Source organism: Arthrobacter sp. NPDC093128, assembly GCF_040683875.1.
Taxonomy (GTDB): domain Bacteria; phylum Actinomycetota; class Actinomycetes; order Actinomycetales; family Micrococcaceae; genus Arthrobacter.
In genome coordinates, this window is sequence record NZ_JBFBEY010000021.1 from 45,741 (window position 1) to 62,344 (window position 16,604).

General features: G+C 66.1%; 20 protein-coding genes. 14 read left to right on the top strand and 6 right to left on the bottom strand.

Going from position 1 to position 16,604, the window contains the following annotated elements; genetic code table 11:
- The first annotated feature begins 45 nt into the window (after positions 1-45).
- From AB0N24_RS21505 to AB0N24_RS21535, 7 genes are all read left to right on the top strand, one after another.
- Complete coding sequence (locus AB0N24_RS21505; protein WP_364128799.1) at positions 46-1,164, top strand: histidinol-phosphate transaminase; 1,119 nt, start codon at positions 46-48, stop codon at positions 1,162-1,164.
- Between the two features lie 89 nt (positions 1,165-1,253).
- Entirely contained in the window at positions 1,254-1,880 is a 627-nt protein-coding gene (gene hisB, locus AB0N24_RS21510; RefSeq protein WP_364128802.1) for an imidazoleglycerol-phosphate dehydratase HisB, read from the top strand.
- Positions 1,877-2,650: an imidazole glycerol phosphate synthase subunit HisH gene (gene hisH, locus AB0N24_RS21515; protein ID WP_364128804.1), complete on the top strand. Its 774-nt coding sequence runs from the start codon at positions 1,877-1,879 to the stop codon at positions 2,648-2,650. Before hisB ends, hisH begins: the two co-directional genes overlap by 4 nt.
- Before the next feature lie 18 nt (positions 2,651-2,668).
- Positions 2,669-2,809, top strand: a complete 141-nt coding sequence (locus tag AB0N24_RS21520; RefSeq protein WP_364128902.1) for a hypothetical protein — start codon at positions 2,669-2,671, stop codon at positions 2,807-2,809.
- Between the two features lie 55 nt (positions 2,810-2,864).
- Positions 2,865-3,611, top strand: a complete 747-nt coding sequence (priA, locus tag AB0N24_RS21525) for a bifunctional 1-(5-phosphoribosyl)-5-((5-phosphoribosylamino)methylideneamino)imidazole-4-carboxamide isomerase/phosphoribosylanthranilate isomerase PriA (RefSeq protein ID WP_364128807.1) — start codon at positions 2,865-2,867, stop codon at positions 3,609-3,611.
- 13 nt (positions 3,612-3,624) lie between these two features.
- The gene (locus tag AB0N24_RS21530; RefSeq protein ID WP_364128810.1) at positions 3,625-4,608 is read left to right on the top strand and encodes an SseB family protein; all 984 of its coding nucleotides are present in this window, start codon (positions 3,625-3,627) and stop codon (positions 4,606-4,608) included.
- 58 nt (positions 4,609-4,666) lie between these two features.
- Positions 4,667-5,965, top strand: a complete 1,299-nt coding sequence (locus tag AB0N24_RS21535; RefSeq protein WP_364128813.1) for an MFS transporter — start codon at positions 4,667-4,669, stop codon at positions 5,963-5,965.
- 80 nt (positions 5,966-6,045) lie between these two features.
- On the opposite strand, the gene AB0N24_RS21540 is transcribed toward AB0N24_RS21535, so the two are convergent.
- A complete protein-coding gene (locus AB0N24_RS21540; protein ID WP_104172453.1) occupies positions 6,046-6,444 on the bottom strand; it encodes a DUF1844 domain-containing protein in 399 nt (132 codons plus the stop codon).
- A gap of 360 nt (positions 6,445-6,804) precedes the next feature.
- Between AB0N24_RS21540 and infC the strand changes: the two genes are divergently transcribed.
- The 4 genes from infC (at position 6,805) to AB0N24_RS21560 (ending at position 9,751) form a co-directional block, all read left to right on the top strand.
- On the top strand, positions 6,805-7,866 hold the full coding sequence (gene infC, locus AB0N24_RS21545) for a translation initiation factor IF-3 (RefSeq protein WP_364128896.1): 1,062 nt from the start codon (positions 6,805-6,807) through the stop codon (positions 7,864-7,866).
- Between the two features lie 113 nt (positions 7,867-7,979).
- Positions 7,980-8,174, top strand: coding sequence for a 50S ribosomal protein L35 (gene rpmI / locus AB0N24_RS21550; protein WP_009358635.1), 195 nt, complete (start codon positions 7,980-7,982; stop codon positions 8,172-8,174).
- Between the two features lie 119 nt (positions 8,175-8,293).
- On the top strand, positions 8,294-8,809 hold the full coding sequence (gene rplT, locus AB0N24_RS21555; RefSeq protein WP_214953203.1) for a 50S ribosomal protein L20: 516 nt from the start codon (positions 8,294-8,296) through the stop codon (positions 8,807-8,809).
- Between the two features lie 45 nt (positions 8,810-8,854).
- Positions 8,855-9,751: an RNA methyltransferase gene (locus tag AB0N24_RS21560; protein ID WP_364128816.1), complete on the top strand. Its 897-nt coding sequence runs from the start codon at positions 8,855-8,857 to the stop codon at positions 9,749-9,751.
- A gap of 108 nt (positions 9,752-9,859) precedes the next feature.
- Here AB0N24_RS21560 and AB0N24_RS21565 read toward each other — a convergent pair whose 3' ends face one another.
- A complete protein-coding gene (locus tag AB0N24_RS21565; protein ID WP_309977963.1) occupies positions 9,860-10,138 on the bottom strand; it encodes a GlsB/YeaQ/YmgE family stress response membrane protein in 279 nt (92 codons plus the stop codon).
- Between the two features lie 234 nt (positions 10,139-10,372).
- On the opposite strand from AB0N24_RS21565, the gene AB0N24_RS21570 reads away from it, so the two are divergent.
- Positions 10,373-11,290, top strand: a complete 918-nt coding sequence (locus AB0N24_RS21570; protein WP_364128820.1) for a cation diffusion facilitator family transporter — start codon at positions 10,373-10,375, stop codon at positions 11,288-11,290.
- Between the two features lie 60 nt (positions 11,291-11,350).
- On the opposite strand, the gene AB0N24_RS21575 is transcribed toward AB0N24_RS21570, so the two are convergent.
- Positions 11,351-12,562 carry an MFS transporter gene (locus tag AB0N24_RS21575; RefSeq protein ID WP_364128822.1) on the bottom strand — a complete coding sequence of 404 codons (1,212 nt, stop codon included), beginning with the start codon at positions 12,560-12,562 and terminating at the stop codon, positions 11,351-11,353.
- Positions 12,563-12,773: 211 nt separating this feature from the next.
- Between AB0N24_RS21575 and AB0N24_RS21580 the strand changes: the two genes are divergently transcribed.
- Positions 12,774-13,226: a (deoxy)nucleoside triphosphate pyrophosphohydrolase gene (locus tag AB0N24_RS21580; protein WP_364128824.1), complete on the top strand. Its 453-nt coding sequence runs from the start codon at positions 12,774-12,776 to the stop codon at positions 13,224-13,226.
- A 178-nt stretch (positions 13,227-13,404) separates the two neighbouring features.
- Here the strand turns inward: AB0N24_RS21580 and AB0N24_RS21585 are convergent, their stop codons facing one another.
- Positions 13,405-14,574, bottom strand: a complete 1,170-nt coding sequence (locus tag AB0N24_RS21585) for an Rv2578c family radical SAM protein (protein WP_364128825.1) — start codon at positions 14,572-14,574, stop codon at positions 13,405-13,407.
- A 79-nt stretch (positions 14,575-14,653) separates the two neighbouring features.
- Between AB0N24_RS21585 and pcp the strand changes: the two genes are divergently transcribed.
- On the top strand, positions 14,654-15,304 hold the full coding sequence (gene pcp, locus AB0N24_RS21590; protein WP_364128827.1) for a pyroglutamyl-peptidase I: 651 nt from the start codon (positions 14,654-14,656) through the stop codon (positions 15,302-15,304).
- Positions 15,305-15,337: 33 nt separating this feature from the next.
- Here pcp and AB0N24_RS21595 read toward each other — a convergent pair whose 3' ends face one another.
- Together AB0N24_RS21595 and AB0N24_RS21600 are read right to left on the bottom strand one after the other, a co-directional pair.
- Positions 15,338-15,982, bottom strand: a complete 645-nt coding sequence (locus AB0N24_RS21595) for an SIMPL domain-containing protein (protein WP_364128829.1) — start codon at positions 15,980-15,982, stop codon at positions 15,338-15,340.
- 1 nt (position 15,983) lies between these two features.
- A complete protein-coding gene (locus tag AB0N24_RS21600) occupies positions 15,984-16,460 on the bottom strand; it encodes a DUF4157 domain-containing protein (RefSeq protein WP_364128832.1) in 477 nt (158 codons plus the stop codon).
- Positions 16,461-16,604: the final 144 nt, after the last annotated feature.

Below are 16,604 nucleotides of genomic sequence, written 5' to 3' on the forward strand. Positions count from 1 at the left end.
CGTCACAGTTTCAGTGGCCCGGCCACCCTCACTTAAACTGTTGAAGTGACTGACCAGCTAGAGCGACTGAACCGACTTCCCCTCCGGACCAACCTGCGGGGCCTCACCCCGTATGGGGCGCCGCAGCTGGACGTTCCCATCCTGCTCAACGTCAACGAGAACACCCATGGTGTTCCGGCGGATGTCCTCGCGGCCATCTCCGAGGCCGTGACGGCAGCTGCTGCGGGACTGAACCGCTATCCGGACCGTGAGTTCACCGAACTCCGTGAGCGCCTCGCCGAGTACCTCGGGCACGGCCTGGGAGCGGAGAACATCTGGGCCGCCAACGGGTCCAACGAAGTGCTTCAGCAGATTCTGCAGGCTTTCGGCGGGCCGGGCCGCACAGCCCTTGGGTTCCCTCCCACGTACTCCATGTACCCGCTCCTGGCGAGCGGAACGGACACGGAATACATCGTCGGCCAGCGGGCGGACGACTACGGCCTCAGCGCCGAATCGGCGGCCCGGCAGGTCAGGGAACTTCAGCCCAATGTTGTCTTCCTGTGCTCGCCCAACAATCCCACCGGCACTGGCCTGGGACTGGATGTGGTCGAGGCCGTCTATGCCGCCGGCGAGGCCAGCCAGACGGTTGTGATCGTTGATGAGGCGTACCACGAGTTCGCCCACGACGGCACGCCCAGCGCGCTGGCGCTCCTTCCGGGCCGTGAGCGCCTGATCGTGTCCCGCACCATGAGCAAGGCCTTTGCCCTCGCCGGAGCGCGGCTGGGCTACATGGCGGCCGCCCCCGAAGTTACTGACGCCCTGCGTCTGGTGCGGCTGCCGTACCACCTGTCCGCCATCACCCAGGCCACGGCCCTGGCCGCACTGACCCACCGCGAAGCCCTCATGGCCGACGTCGAGGACATCAAACTGCAGCGCGACCGGATCGTCACGGAGCTGACGCGAATGGGCCTTAAGCCCGCCGCGTCAGATTCCAACTACGTCTTCTTCGGCGGGCTGGAAAACCCGCACGAGGTCTGGCAGGGTCTGCTGGACGCCGGGGTCCTGATCCGGGATGTGGGGATCCCGGGCCACTTGCGCGTCACCGCGGGAACTGAGACGGAAACCACAGCGTTCCTGGAAGCCCTCGAACTGATCCTGACCAGGCAGCCCAGCGTCCCGGCCTAAACTGGAATCAGACCCACGTCACCAGGGCTCCCGGTTCTCCCAAGCCGGCACCCAGACAACACTTCTCCTTCATCTAAAGGACACAACACATGAGCACCACCGGATCCATTGCTGCCGAGGCCCGGACCGCACGCATGGAGCGTGCCACGAGCGAATCGTCCGTGCTGGTCGAGATCAACCTTGACGGCACGGGCGTTTCGGACATCAGCACCTCGGTTCCGTTCTACGACCACATGCTGACTGCCCTGTGCAAGCACTCGCTCATCGACATGACCGTCAAGGCGACCGGTGACACCCACATCGACGTCCACCACACGGTGGAGGACGTTGCCATCACGTTTGGCGAGGTACTCCGCACCGCCCTGGGCAACAAGGCCGGGATCCGCCGTTTCGGCGAAGCCACGGTTCCCCTCGACGAAGCCCTGGCCCACGCCGTGGTTGACGTCTCCGGGCGACCCTACCTCGTGCACGGCGGCGAGCCCGCGGGGCAGGAATACCACCTGATCGGCGGACACTTCACGGGTTCCCTGACCCGCCACGTCTTCGAGGCCATCACCCTGCACGCCGGCATCTGCCTGCACATGAACGTCATCGCCGGCCGGGACCCGCACCACATCGTCGAGGCGCAGTTCAAGGCCTTCGCCCGTGCGCTGCGGGCGGCCGTGGAGCCGGATCCCCGGGTTGAAGGCATCCCCTCCACCAAGGGTGCGCTGTGACCGGCCCGGTCCTCCAGGATGGGGCCATCCTGGATCCTGCGGGGAGCGCGAAGCCTGCGTCTCCGGAAGGAAAACCCACCGTCACCGTGCTGGATTACGGTTCCGGCAACGTCCGCTCAGCGGTCCGTGCCCTTGAGCGTGCAGGTGCCGAGGTCATCCTCAGTGCCAAGCCGGAGGACGTCCTGAATGCTGACGGACTGCTGGTCCCCGGCGTCGGAGCCTTCGAGACGGTCATGCGCGAACTGAAGGCCGTGGACGCCATCCGGATGATCGGCCGGCGCGTCGCCGGCGGCCGCCCGGTCCTTGGCATCTGCGTGGGCCTCCAGGTGCTGTTCGAAGCCGGAGTGGAGCACGGCACCGAAGCTGAAGGCATGGGGGAGTGGCCCGGAAAGGTGGAACTGCTGCCTGCCGAAGTGGTTCCCCACATGGGCTGGAACACGGTCACGGTGCCGGAAGGCTCCAAACTGTTCGACGGCGTCGAAAACGAGCGCTTCTACTTCGTGCACTCCTACGGCGTGCAGCACTGGGACTTCGATGTCATCCAGCCCCGCATGGCAGCGCCGCTCGTCACCTGGTCCGAGCACGGCGCCCCGTTCGTCGCCGCCGTGGAAAACGGGCCGTTGTGCGCCACCCAGTTCCACCCCGAAAAATCCGGCGACGCCGGTGCCCGGCTGCTCCGCAACTGGGTCAACGGCCTGCGCCGCAGCCCTGGCCACGCCGCGCAGACAGCCACGCCAACAGCCGCTGCCGCCACCGGACCGGCCGCCTAGATGTGGTCGATTGTCCTGATGGCCCTCGCCGGCCTCCTGGTCGGCGGAGCTCTGTCCTTCCGGCAGCAGCGCAAGCCGCTCTGGACCCAGATCGTTTTCTACGTTCTGGCCGGAATGGCGCTGCTGGCCGCCTCCCTGCTCACCCTGCAGCCGAACTAGCCCGGCCCGCACTGCTCCACAAACGCAGCTTTCACTACAACCTGAGGACCCGAAGATGACCACCGAAACGCCGCTGCCCGTACTCGAACTGCTCCCCGCCGTCGACGTCGTGAACGGCCAGGCGGTCCGCCTGGTCCAGGGCGAGGCCGGCAGCGAAACGAGCTACGGCACCCCGCTGGAAGCTGCGCTGAACTGGCAGGAACAGGGCGCCGAGTGGGTGCATCTGGTGGACCTGGACGCAGCCTTTGGCCGCGGCTCGAACGCCGACCTGCTCCGCGAAGTCGTGGGCCGGCTGGACATCAAGGTGGAGCTCTCCGGTGGCCTGCGCGATGACGAGTCACTGGAGAAGGCCCTGGACCTGGGTGTTGCCCGGGTGAACCTGGGTACTGCCGCCCTGGAGAACCCGGAGTGGACGGCGCGCGCCATCGACCGCTTTGGCGACAGGATCGCCGTCGGCCTCGACGTGCGTGGAACCACCCTGGCGGGCCGCGGCTGGACCAAGGAAGGCGGCGACCTGTGGGACGTGCTGGCCCGGCTCGAAGAAGCCGGGTGCGCACGCTACGTGGTCACCGACGTCACCAAGGACGGCACCCTTCAGGGGCCCAACGTTGAACTGCTCCGCCAGATGGTGGAGAAGACCGGCAAACCGGTCGTGGCCTCCGGCGGCATCTCCAGCCTTGACGACCTCAAGGTCCTGCGATCCCTCGTCCCGCTGGGCGTCGAAGGCGCCATCGTGGGCAAGGCGCTGTACGCCGGGGCATTTACGCTGCCGGAAGCGCTGGACGTAGCAGGCCGCCGCTAGGCAGGCAGCCACCATGGACCAGCGACCCTCATTGCCTGCCGGCGGCAGCCCGGCCGGCCAGGAATCTCCGACCGGGGACCTTGCCGGCGCACCGTCGAAGGCTGCGCCGCGGGCATCCCGCGAGCTTCCGGGCCACATCGCCGCTGCGCTTGCAGGTTCCGGCGGCGCCACGGACTCCGCCGGACAGCCCTGGGCGGGCCGCAGCCTCGCCGGTGACGACGCTAAGATCCACAACTTCCAGGACGACGATGGTACGGCCGACGCCGGGTACCTCGCCGCGGTTGCGGCTCTTCGCTCGGCGGCAGGCGACGAAGCCGCCGTGGTCGCATCGTTGGCCGCGGCCCGGGTCTTCGTTCCCATCGTTGCCCAGCTTGCCGAGGAAGGCGAAGCCGCGGCAGGGCCGCACGGTGACAGCCCGCACGGTGAGACCCTGCACGGTGACAAACAGGCGGATATGGCGCTCGTGACGCTCAAGGCACCGGACGGCCGGACGGCGATGCCGGTGTTCACGTCGGCGGCGGCATTGGAATCGTGGCACCCGGAAGCCCGGCCGGTGGCAGTCTATGCCGCGAGAGCGGCGCTGTCCGCCGTGGCCGAAGGTGCGGAACTCCTGGTCCTGGACCCCGGCTCGGAGTACACGTTCGTTGTCCGCCGGCCGGCCGTCTGGGCCCTCGCCCAGCAACGCGAATGGCTGCCGTCCTATGCGGATCCCGAGCTGGCTCTTGCCATGGGCGAGGCAACGGCGGGCTATCCGCCGGTAAGGCGTGTCGAACTCGAACCGGGCGGCGGCGTTGCCTCGGCCACAGCCGGCGGGGCCGTCGTCCCCGGCGGCGGCCCGGGGCCTGAGCTCAGGGTGGTGCTTTACCTGGAAGACGGACTCGACGCTGCCGGTGTCCAGTCAATAGTGGCGGGACTGAACTCCGACTGGTCCCGGAATGCGGTGTTCGCCGAGCGCGTTGACTCGATCGAGGTAAAGTTGCAGCGCGCAGCAGAGTAGCTGGCGGTAAGGGGGACACCTCCCGGACTTGCCGCAGGCAGGATGAAGGACGTAACCCGTGAATTTCGCTCTCTACAAAGAGCTCCTGGCGATCAAGCCTGTGCGGCGGCTGTTGATCGTGGGAATGATAGCCCGCATACCGCACTCCGCGGCGGGCGTGCTGCTGACATTGCACATCGTCCTCACCCTGGGTGAGGGATATGCCGCCGCCGGCGCAGCGGCAGCCGTCATGACCATCGGCATCGCCGTGGGCGCGCCGTGGCGCGGACGCCGGGTTGACACAGTGGGCCTTCGAAGGGCTCTGATTCCTTCGGTGATCTCCGAAGCCGTCATCTGGTCCGTGGTGCCGCACGTGCCGTACGAATGGCTGCTGGCATTGGTGTTCGTCGGGGGACTCCTCACGCTGCCCATCTTCAGCGTGGTGCGCCAGTCCCTTGGCGTCCTGGTTGGCGGCGATCAGCGGCGGACGGCATTCGCCTTGGACGCAATCACCACCGAACTGGTCTTTATGATCGGCCCCGCCGCCGGCGCGATTGTGGCCACCACCGGCCACTCGGTCATCGGGCTGACGGTGGTTGGCGTGTCCACCTCAGTGGCCGGACTCTTCCTGATGTGGTTCAACCCTCCCACCCGCAGTGCGGCGGCGGATGCTGACTACGAAGCGGACCAGCAGGAAGGCGCCGAAGTGGCCGTGGTCGCAGCGGCTCCGGCGCATCTGCAGGAAGCTGCGGCGGAACTCGCGCCGATGGCGGCCGGCGGGCTCCGGCGTTCGGGGCTGCGGGACAAGGTGGCCCACAACTTTGCCTGGTTCACCGCAGCGGTGGCCGCGGTCTTTGCCGTGGCGGCCGGGGCCGGGATGGTGCTCAGCGGCACGGACGTGGGCATTGTCGCTGCGTTGGAGACCGGCGGGCATCAGGCGGAGATCGGCCTGGTGTTTATCTTCTGGTGTGCGGCCTCCGTCGTTGGAGGGGTGCTCTATGGCGCCATGCACCGGCCCGTTTCGCCGATTCTCCTGCTGCTCGGAATGGCTGCCCTGACCATCCCGATGGGCTTCGCCCAGGACACCCTGACGCTGTGCCTTCTTTCGCTGCTTCCGGGGCTGCTGTGCGCACCAGTCCTGTCCTCCGCCTCGGAAAAGGTGGCCGACCTCGTGGAGGAGAGCCGCCGCGGCGAGGCCATGGGCTGGTACGGGTCCGCGCTCACTGCGGGAGTTGCATTGGGTGCTCCGCTGGCAGGCGTGTTCATCGACGGCATCGGGCCCTCCGCCGGGTTTGTCTCGGTGGGTACCGCCGGCGTCGTCCTCTGCCTCCTGGGCCTGGTGCTGCAGCATCTGCGCCGCCGCCGGATGGCCGCCTGACGGCTGACCGGAAACGGCCTGAAACAACGACGGCGGGCGGACCTTCGTTGGTCCGCCCGCCGTCGCGTTCTGTGGATCGCCTAGTTGACCGGCCCGGTGTACTTTTCGCCCGGCCCCTTGCCCGGGGCGTCCGGAATGATCGACTCCTCCCGGAACGCAAGCTGCAGGGAACGGAGTCCGTCGCGCAACGGACCGGCGTGCTGGGAACCGATCTCCGGGGCGGCAGCGGTAACGAGTCCGGCCAGAGCCGTGATCAGCTTGCGGGCCTCATCCAGGTCTTTAAGCTCTTCGGCGTTCTCCTCGGCGGCGAGCCCGAGCTTGACGGCCGAGGCGCTCATGAGGTGCACAGCGGCGGTGGTGATGACCTCGATGGCGGGAACTTCGGAGATATCGCGGATCTGCTGCGACACCTGTTCCTGGCCGCCTCCCTGGCCGGTGGAGGGCTCGAAAACGTGTGAATTACTGTCTGAAGTGCTCATACTGGTAAGCTTGTCACAGACCGACTGAATGTCGTTATTTTGCTATGTGAAACTCGTGGCTGCGAATGTGCAGCTTTCGTGGTTCTTCTGTAGAATTGATTTTCAGTTTGCAAGCGGAGTTCTCTCCCACCCGCGTCAGCCGTTTTCCCAGGAAGCAATTCCCGCGGGAGCAAGGTTGCCGGGTACCTGGTCGGGCATTCCACGGCGGCGTCAGCCGGGTGGAACGCGTACAGCCTCCCCGGAGGCGTTGTACATCCGATCTTCGAGGCCTTCGATTGCTCCGGCAATTGGGGGCCTTCTCTATTTTGTCGGTGGAATACTCACCTCAACCACAGGAGTTCTAACATTAGCGAGCCAAGAATCAATGAGCGTATCCGCGTCCCCGAGGTGCGGCTGGTCGGCCCTGCAGGCGAACAAGTAGGAATTGTCCGTATTGAGGACGCCCTGCGTTTGGCTGCCGAGTCCGACCTTGATCTCGTTGAAGTTGCACCGCAGGCCAAGCCTCCGGTGTGCAAGCTGATGGACTTCGGCAAGTACAAGTACGAAGCCGCCGTCAAGGCACGCGAGGCCCGGAAGAACCAGACCAACACGGTTCTGAAGGAAATCCGCTTCCGGCTGAAGATCGACACCCACGACTACGAGACGAAGCGCGGCCACGCCCTCCGCTTCCTCGGCGCCGGGGACAAGGTCAAGGCCATGATCCAGTTCCGTGGCCGCGAGCAGCAGCGTCCGGAAATGGGCATCCGCCTGCTCCAGCGCTTCGCCGACGACGTCGCCGAAGTGGGAGTTGTGGAGTCCAGCCCCCGCATCGACGGCCGTAACATGGTCATGGTTGTAGGACCGCTGAAGAACAAGGCTGAGGCCAAGGCCGAAGCACGCCGTGCGACGCAGCGCGCTGAAGCAAAGGCCCAGAACGAAGCGAAAGCTACGGGCGGCGGCCGCATTGATGTCTCCGGCGACGACCAGGCACCGCTGACGCAGTCGCTGGCTGACCTTCTTCCGGAAGGTTTCGCCATCACCACGGAGCCGGAAATCGAAGCTCCGGCACAGTCTGAAGCACCTGAGGCGCCTGTTGAAGCGGCACCGGAAGCCGAAGCCCCGGCCAAGGAGGCTCCGAAGCAGGAAGCTCCGGCCGAGGAAGCGCCCAAGCAGGAAGCTCCCAAGCAGGAAGCTCCCAAGGTAGCGAAGCAGGCAGCGCCGAAACGCGAAGCCCCCAAGGCTGCAGAAGCACCGCGTCCAGCAGTCAGCAAGCCGGTTGTGGCCACGGCGCCTGAAGCGCCGCGGCCTGCTGCGGCTGCCCCTGTGGCGCCGAAGCCTGCCGGAGTTCCCGCGCCGCCGCCCAAGCCGGTAGCACGGCCCGCAGCGCCCAAGCCTGCAGCACGGCTGGCCGCTCCCAAGCCGGGCAGCAAGAAGACCAACTAGTTCAAAGCTGCGCGAAGTGCCTTCGCGCAGCAAGCAACCAGCACGCCGCCCGCAGGGGTGGCTGCACGAAAGACTGCAGACATGTCTGCGGATACGTAAGGAGATCGGTTCCCATGCCGAAGATGAAGACCCACAGTGGTGCTAAGAAGCGCTTCAAGCTGACCGGCAGCGGCAAGCTGCGCCGCCAGCAGGCCAACCGCCGCCACTACCTCGAGCACAAGTCCTCCAGGCTGACCCGTCGCCTCGCCGGCGACAAGATCGTCTTCAAGGGCGACGCCAAGGTCATCCGGAAGATGCTCGGCATCTAAGTTCCAAGTTCTCTGACTGTTAGCCACCTGGCAGCAGTCAACTACCAAAAAGGCTTCTCAGGCCAGCCGGTTGTTCCGGCAGTAGTCGCTTGGGATCAGAATTCTGAAGGAGTACGCACGTGGCACGTGTGAAGAGGGCGGTAAACGCCCACAAGAAGCGCCGGGTTATCCTTGAACGCGCAAAGGGCTACCGTGGACAGCGTTCACGCCTGTACCGCAAGGCGAAAGAGCAGCTGCTGCACTCGTTTGTGTACAGCTACGGTGACCGCAAAAAGAAGAAGGGCGACTTCCGCCGCCTGTGGATCCAGCGCATCAACGCTGCATCGCGCGCCAATGGCCTGACCTACAACCGCCTGATCCAGGGCCTGAAGGCCGCTGAGGTCGAGGTTGACCGCCGCATGCTGGCAGAACTGGCCGTCTCTGACGCCAACGCATTTGCCGCCCTGGTGCAGATTGCCAAGGACTCGCTGCCTGCTGACACCTCCGCTCCGGCCGTCGCTGCCGAAGCCGCCCCGAAGGCTAAGGCTCCGAAGGCTAAGGCCGCCAAGGCCGCCAAGGCAGAGGAAGCTCCCGCTGAAAAGGCCCCCAAGGCCAAGGCTGCTAAGAAGCCGGCTGCTGACGAGGCTGCCGAGTAACATCCCCGTTCAAGAACCGGCTGCCAAAGCAACTAAGGTTCTTATATGAACGAAACCGGGCGCCCGCAAGACTTTCCACTTTCCAACCCCCGAGCTGATCGGGTGAGGAAGGTGGCACAACTTGCCGGGCGCCCGGCCCGTTTAAAGCGCCGCGAGTTCCTGGCGGAGGGTCCGCAGGCGGTCCGCGAGGCCCTGACGCTGCATCAGAAGCGGATTGCTGCGGGGGAGCCCGGCATCGTCTATGAGGTCTACGCGAGCGAGTCCTGCCTGGACCGGCACCCGGACCTGGAGACACTCGCGGAGGGCACCACCGCCTACCTCGCCACCGACGAAGTGCTCGCCGCTATGGCGGACACAGTCACCCCGCAGGGCATTCTCGCGGTCTGCGGTTTCCTGGACGTGAGCCTTGAGCAGGTACTCGACGCCGGTCCGCAGCTGGTTGCCGTCCTGTGCCAGGTCCGCGACCCCGGTAATGCAGGAACCGTGCTACGCGCGGCCGATGCCGCCGGCGCCGACGCCGTCGTCCTGACCGCGTCCAGCGTGGACGTCTACAACCCCAAGGCTGTCCGCTCGACGGCGGGATCCCTCTTTCATCTGCCGATCGTCCTTGGCGCCGACGCGGCCGAGGTGGTGGCCCGGTGCAAGGAACGGGGGATCGGGGTCCTCGCTGCGGACGGCCAAGGCCAGGTGAACCTGGACCGCCTCCAGGACGAGAACGCCGCCCGCCGTCTGGGGGACTCCGCGGCGGAATCGATCTATGCGCTGGAGAAGCCCACAGCGTGGCTCTTCGGCAACGAGGCCCAGGGCCTGTCCGAGGAGGAAATCGCGCTGGCCGACCACCGGGTGGCCGTTCCCGTCTACGGTAAAGCGGAGAGCCTGAACCTCGGCACCGCCGCCACGGTGTGCCTCTACGCCAGCGCCCGGTCGCAAAAGCGCAGCTGACCAGCAGGCACACCCACGACGCAAAAGCGGGGGCCCACCTTTCGGTGGGCCCCCGCCGTCGTAATCATCACACCGGCACTTCAGTGCCTGATGCGGTGGTGGGTGTAGTTATGGGGTGGTCCTGTTCGCCCTGCCCCGGCCGGTGATGAAGCCGTAGATGCCGGCTACGACGAGGCCGCCGACGATGGCGAGAAGCCAGGAACCGAGGTTCCAGAATTCCATCCTGCCGCCGCCGAACAGAAGGTCGCCGATCCAGCCGCCGACGATGGCGCCGACGACACCAAGCACGAGGCTGGTGACCCAGCCGCCGCCGACCGAACCAGGCATGATTGCCTTGACGATTGCTCCTACAATGAGTCCGAGAATGATCCAGCCAAGAAAGCCCATGTCTCCTCCTACATATTCGTCGGAACTCGCTACGGGTCCCGATTATGGCTTCAAGCTAACACACGGTGTGTTCCCTTGTCAGCAGGCTTAGTTTCATTGTTTTTGGTGTCATCCGCCGTGACGCGTGGTGTGTCCGGTCGCGGCTGGCGGGTACGGTATTCATTGCGGGCATCAGCGTTGTGCGGTGATCGCACGTGCAAATTTTCCGGCAATCCCCGAAGAGGTGAAGCTCACTTGGCTGCAAATGGCGGTACCAAGGCGATCGTCGCGGCTCTGGCTGCAAACCTGACCATCGCTGTACTGAAGTTCGTCGCTTTTTTCCTGACGCTGTCGTCGTCAATGCTGGCTGAGGCCATCCACTCCGTCGCCGACTCCGGCAACCAGATCCTCCTGCTGGTGGGCGGCAAACGCGCCAAGCGTGCCGCGAGCCCCGAACACCCCTTTGGCTACGGACGCGAACGGTACATTTACGCGTTCATCGTCTCGATTGTGCTGTTCAGCGTGGGCGGCCTGTTTGCTCTGTACGAGGCCTGGGAGAAGATTCAGCACCCCCACGCCATCGAAGGCGATTTCTGGTGGGTTCCCCTGGCTGTGCTGATCGGGGCAATCGTCGCCGAATCGTTCTCGTTCCGGACGGCGATCATCGAGTCAAACCACGTGCGCGGCAAGCAGAACTGGGTGCACTTCATCCGCAACGCCAAGCAGCCCGAACTGCCCGTCATCCTGCTCGAGGACCTCGGTGCCCTGCTGGGCCTGGTGTTCGCACTGTTCGGCGTAAGCCTGACCCTGATTACCGGTAACGGTATCTGGGACGCCCTTGGCACCGCGATGATCGGCTTCCTGCTGGTGGCCATCGCCATCGTGCTGGCCCTGGAGACCAAGTCGCTGCTGCTCGGAGAATCCGCCACGAAAGCTGACTCCGCCAGGATCAGCGGCGCCCTCGAGGCCGACGGAACCAGGATCATCCACCTGAAGACCATGCATCTTGGCCCGGAAGAACTGCTGGTTGCGGCCAAGATCAGTGTCGGCGCCGCCGCCACCGGCGCGGAGATCGCCAAGGTTATCGACGACGCCGAAAGCCGCATCCGGGAGGCTGTGCCCATTGCGCGGGTCATCTACCTTGAACCCGACGTGGAACGCGCGCACGTCTGATCCAACCCGCCGGCCTGCCACGCCCGCCGAAGGCCGCTGGACCGAACCTGCTAGGAAAGGCTAGGAGACCAGCGGCCTTTTGCGTTCCAGCAGGCCGCTGAGGAGGGCAACGGCGAGGCCCAGGATGGCCAGGATCGCCCCCACGAGTGCAGGCGCAACATAGCCCCAACCCCACGCGATGACCAGGCCGCCCAGGAAGGCGCCGAGGGCGTTCGCCACGTTCAGGGCCGCGTGGTTGAGCGAGGATGCCAGGGACGGGGCATCGGGGGAGGCGTCCAGCAGGCGGGTCTGCAGGGCCGGGACCAGGAGGGAGCCTGCCCCGCCGACCACAAACACCATCACAAAGGCGGACCATGGCCAGTGGACCGCCACCGCATAGACGACCAGCGCGACCGCGATACCGGGCAGGACCCAATAGATTGTGCCCATGACGGACTTGTCCGCGATGCGTCCGCCAACGATGTTTCCCGCCACCATGCCCAGGCCGTACAGCGCAACGACAAGCGGCAGCCAGGCGGCCGGGATGCCCGCCACGGAGGTCATGGTGTGCGCAATGTACGTGTAGGTGGCGAAGAAGCCGCCGAAGCCCACGATGCCGATGAGGATGGCGAGCCAGACCTGCAGCCGCTTCAGGGCGCCAAGTTCCCGACGGATGCTGGCGTCAGGGTGGGCTGCCTGGAACGGGACAAACTTCCAGAGCATCCCCAGCGTGACCAGCCCGATTACGCCCACCAGGACAAAGAGCAGGCGCCAGCCAAAGGCCTGGCCCAGCCACGTGGCGAACGGAACGCCGATGACGTTCGAGATCGTCAGCCCGGCCATGACCATGGAGATCGCCCAACCGCGCTTGGTCGGCGCGACCAGCGACGCAGCGATCACGGCCGCCACGCCGAAGAATGCTCCGTGCGGCAGGCCGGCCGCGAACCGGGACAGCAGCATGGTGCCGTAATCCGGAGCGACGTACGACGTGAGGTTGGCCAGGCTGAAGAACAGCATGAGACCCAGCGCGAGGTGCTTGCGGGGAAGCTTGGCGCCGACGGCCGCAAGGAGGGGCGCCCCGATGACAACGCCGAGGGCGTAGGCAGAGATGAGGTGGCCGGCTTCCGGGGTGCCGATGTTCAGCCCCTGCTCCACCTCCTTGAGCAGTCCCATCATGGTGAATTCCGTGACGCCGATGCCGAAACCGCCCATCGCAAGGGACACGATGGCCAGGGCAAGGTGTTGGGCTCCTGCCTTTGGCTTGGCGGGGCTGAGGGTGGGCGTGGAGGTCATTGGCCTGCTCTTCGAAAGTTCCGGTTCTGGCGGGTCTGCTTCAGGCGGTCACCGTTCCCGCGGTGCGGGAAGCATAAGTAGTGGCTGAGGCGCGACTGAATAAATCTGATTACTGCAACGATGGGGGAGTGGTCCGTATTCCGGTGTGGCGGCCATTTTGGGGAACGGCGGTGGAATCGGCCTCAACCATTGTCCCCCATAGACTGTTGCGGTGACTGGACTCATCAATGTTGTTGGCGGAGCGGTTGTGGATTCGCTGAGTGCCCCTGCCAGGCTCCTGGTGGCGCGCCGGACGGCGCCGCCTCAGTTCGCCGGGATGTGGGAGTTCCCGGGCGGGAAGGTGGAGCCGCTCGAATCCGCGGAAGACGCCCTGCACCGCGAACTCCGCGAAGAGCTGGGCATCGGCGTCCGGCTGGGCCCTGAATTGCTGGCGGAATCCGCCGCCGGCTGGCCGCTCAATGCCAAGGCCTCAATGCGGGTCTGGTTTGCCGAGATTGCGGACGGCGAACCCCGCCCGCTGGAAGACCACGACGAACTGCGCTGGATCAGCCTGGCGGAACGTGAGGAAGCTCTCACCCTGCCGTGGATACCGGCGGACTTCCCGATTGTCCGGGCCCTGCTGGCCGCCGTTACCGGTTCAGAGCGGCTTCCACTGGAATCGTGAAATTATCTGAGTGCTGAACCCCGTTTCAGCGGAATAAATTCGGATGGGCCGCCTTCAGTAACCGGCGTAGCACTGGCCACGCACCGCGGCTCCGGTCCTGCCAGTGGCAGGCCCGGAGCCGGTGCGTCTAAGCCGCATGCGCTCCACGGGCGGCTGCCTGCGGGCTTCTGGGTCAGGGTCAGAACAGCGTGGGCTGGGCGGAATCCTCGCTGGAGGCATGCCCGCCCGTGCCGGCGTTTGCTGCGATGCCCCGGAGGCCCGTTGTCCTCCCCGGGCCGGTTCCCGCTTCGGGCATGCTGCCGGCGGGATACTGTGCTTCCTCTTCCCGGGGGTCCTGGGCCAGATCGCGGTGACTGAAGCCGTGCGAACCGGAAAAGCCATGCCGGGCCTTGAAATAGCGGATCCGCCCCGCCAGCCATTCGCGGTACTCCTTGGACGCGTAGGACCCTGTGCCGTACAGCCGGCGGTAACGGCCTGCCAGTTCGGGGTGGCGGGCAGCGATCCATTGCATAAACCATTCGCGCGTCCCGGGCTTCAGGTACAGGGCTCCGGCCGTAACACCCGTAGCACCTGCCGCGGCGAGTGAGCCAAAGAGCGAGTCCAGTGCTTCGTCGCTGTCGGAGAGCCAGGGCAGGATGGGCATGGCCATGACGCCGCACGGCAAGCCGGCTTCGCGCAGCCTCGAGACCAGCTTGAGCCGCGCCCTGGGTCCAGGAGTGCCGGGCTCGACTGCCTCGGCCAACTGTTCGTCAGTCATGGCCAGCGAAATCCCTATCCCGACCGGCACCTGCGCAGCGGCGTGCTTCAGCAGCGGGAGGTCCCTGGCCAGCAGGGTCCCCTTGGTGAGGATGGACAGCGGCGTTCCTGAATCGGCAAGCGCGCTGATGATGCCCGGCATCAGCTGATACCGGCCCTCGGCGCGCTGGTAAGGATCCGTGTTGGTGCCCAGGGCAACGTGATGATGGCCCCAGGAAGGCTTGGCAAGTTCCTTCCGCAGGACTTCGGCAGCGTTGATCTTGACCACCACCTGGCTGTCGAAATCCAGGCCGGCATCAAAGTCCAGGTAGGTGTGGCTCTTGCGGGCAAAACAATAGACGCAGGCGTGGCTGCAGCCGCGATAGGGATTGACGGTCCATTCGAAGGGCATGCGGGAACCGGCAGCCACTTTGTTGAGCACCGATTTGGCGGTGACCTCATGGAAAGTGACCCCGGCGAATTCGGGGGTTGAGACGGAACGCACAAGTCCGGCCAGCGGCAGCAACGCGTCAACGGCTGGGGCGGCTGCTGATGCGTTGCCTGCGGTGTTGCCTGCAGTCGCCGGGCGGAGTGCTTGTGCGTCCCATCTCATGGTTACCATTCGAAGGTATGTTCGAATAGAAGTCAAGGCCCTGACACCCGCGCGGCGTCGCTGTTGCTACGCTGGGGCCATGATTCTCCTGACCGGGTTCGAACCGTTCGGCGGCGAAACCACCAACCCGTCCTGGACCGCCGCGGAGGCGGCGTCCGGAATCCTGCAGGGGGAGGGCCACGCCGTCGCTGCTGTGGAGCTGCCGTGTGTGTTCGGGCAGTCCATCACAGTGCTGGAGGACGTACTGCGGCGCTACAACCCGGAGCTCGTGATCTGCGTCGGCCAGGCCGGCGGGCGGCCGCGGATCTCCCTGGAGCGGGTCGCCATTAATTGCGACGACGCCCGCATTCCGGACAACGCCGGAAACCGCCCTGTGGACGAGGAAGTGGTCGCCGGCGGCCCGGCCGCCTATTTCAGCTCACTGCCAGTGAAGGCGGCGCTGGAGGCGCTTCGAACCGCCGGCATCCCGGCCGAGGTTTCCCAGACCGCCGGCACCTATGTCTGCAACCACATCTTCTACGCACTGATGCACTCATTGAGCACCGGAATCGGCGCCCCGGCAACGCGGGGCGGCTTCATTCATGTCCCGTATGAGACCCGGCAGGTGCCCAAGGGCGGCGGTACCCCGTCGCTGCCCGCGGCCGTGATGGCGGAGGCGCTCGCCGTCGTCGTCCGTACTGCCCTGGCTACGACGACGGACATCAAGCTGTCCGCCGGTACGGTCCACTAACCTCTCGCGTCGAGGCGCTCGCCGGCCGCGGCGCTAGCTGCGTTCGCGAAGTTCCCAGACGACGCCCACCGTCGCCGACACGCTCGACTGCCCGGCCTCGATCCCCACGGAATCCGTGGCCATGGCGCGCTGCATCTTCGCCACCGGAATCGGTCCCGGCACGCCGGGCTGCTGGGTGACGGAGACCACCGGACCAAGTTCAGCGCCCGCCAGCGACGCGAACTGACTGGCCGTGGCGAGGGCGTCCTGCCAGGCGGCCTCCCGTGCCCGTGCCGTGACGGCGGCAGGGTCCGCGAAGCCGAGGTCCAGTCCGTTCAGCCTGACGTCGTTGCCGCCGGCGCCCACCGCCCCGGCGATAACCTCCGAGGAGCCGGCAACGTCGCGCAGCCGGACGGACAGGATGCTTGAGGCCACATACCCCGCCACGGTCTGGCCCTCGCCTTCCTTCCAGACGACGTCGGCGCGGACGTTGAGGCCGGAGGTGCTGATGTCCCGGTCATCCACACCGTGCTCCCGCAGGACTGCCGATATCCCGGCCGAGGCCCTTCCGGCTGCCGCATACGCGGCGCCAACGTCCTCCCGGCGGCACTCGACGCCGACGGACACCGTCAGGAGGTCCGGCACTGCCTCAGCCGTCCCTGAGCCCGTCACCGCTACTGTCCTCGCGATTTTGGTCATGTCATGCCTCAATTCCATCGGGGGCTGAGTTGCCCGCACGGCGTTGGTCCTTACGGCGCTTGTCCGGTTTACGGGTGCGCATATCCACGTATCCGCCGGCCTCCAGTCCTGCGAGGCGTTCAAAGATGTTCGCGGAGCCGGGGTTTCCCGTCCGCAGCTGCGACCAGCCGGCTGCGATGAAGTACAGCGGCAGGAACGGCAGGCCGCAGCACCAGGCATATTGGCTGCTGTGCCGTTCCTCATGCCGCAACAGAACCCGATTGGACAGGGCCTCCGGCGCGTCGGCGCGGAACAGCACCACGTTCCCCACGGTGAACGCCTGGGCAAAGGGGAGCCGCCACCGGTAGCCGGTGGCGATCAGCAGGCCGCGCGGTCCGGTGCGGACAGCCGTGCGGGCGCACCGGGCCAGCAGGAGGCCCAGAAGCGTCGATGCATTCAGCGCGTTGGCGATCTGCCGCAGCCGCTGTCCGGAGGTCATGAGGCCATGGTAACGGGAGCCGGTGATCCCCGCTCCTGCCCGCCACTCCTCCCTGCACGCTCACAGCGGAGGCTGTCACGTTGGGTGCTGTGGCACGTTCAGCCGGGCGCCTTCAACTAGACTGGGGGAGAGTGCCCGCCGGAC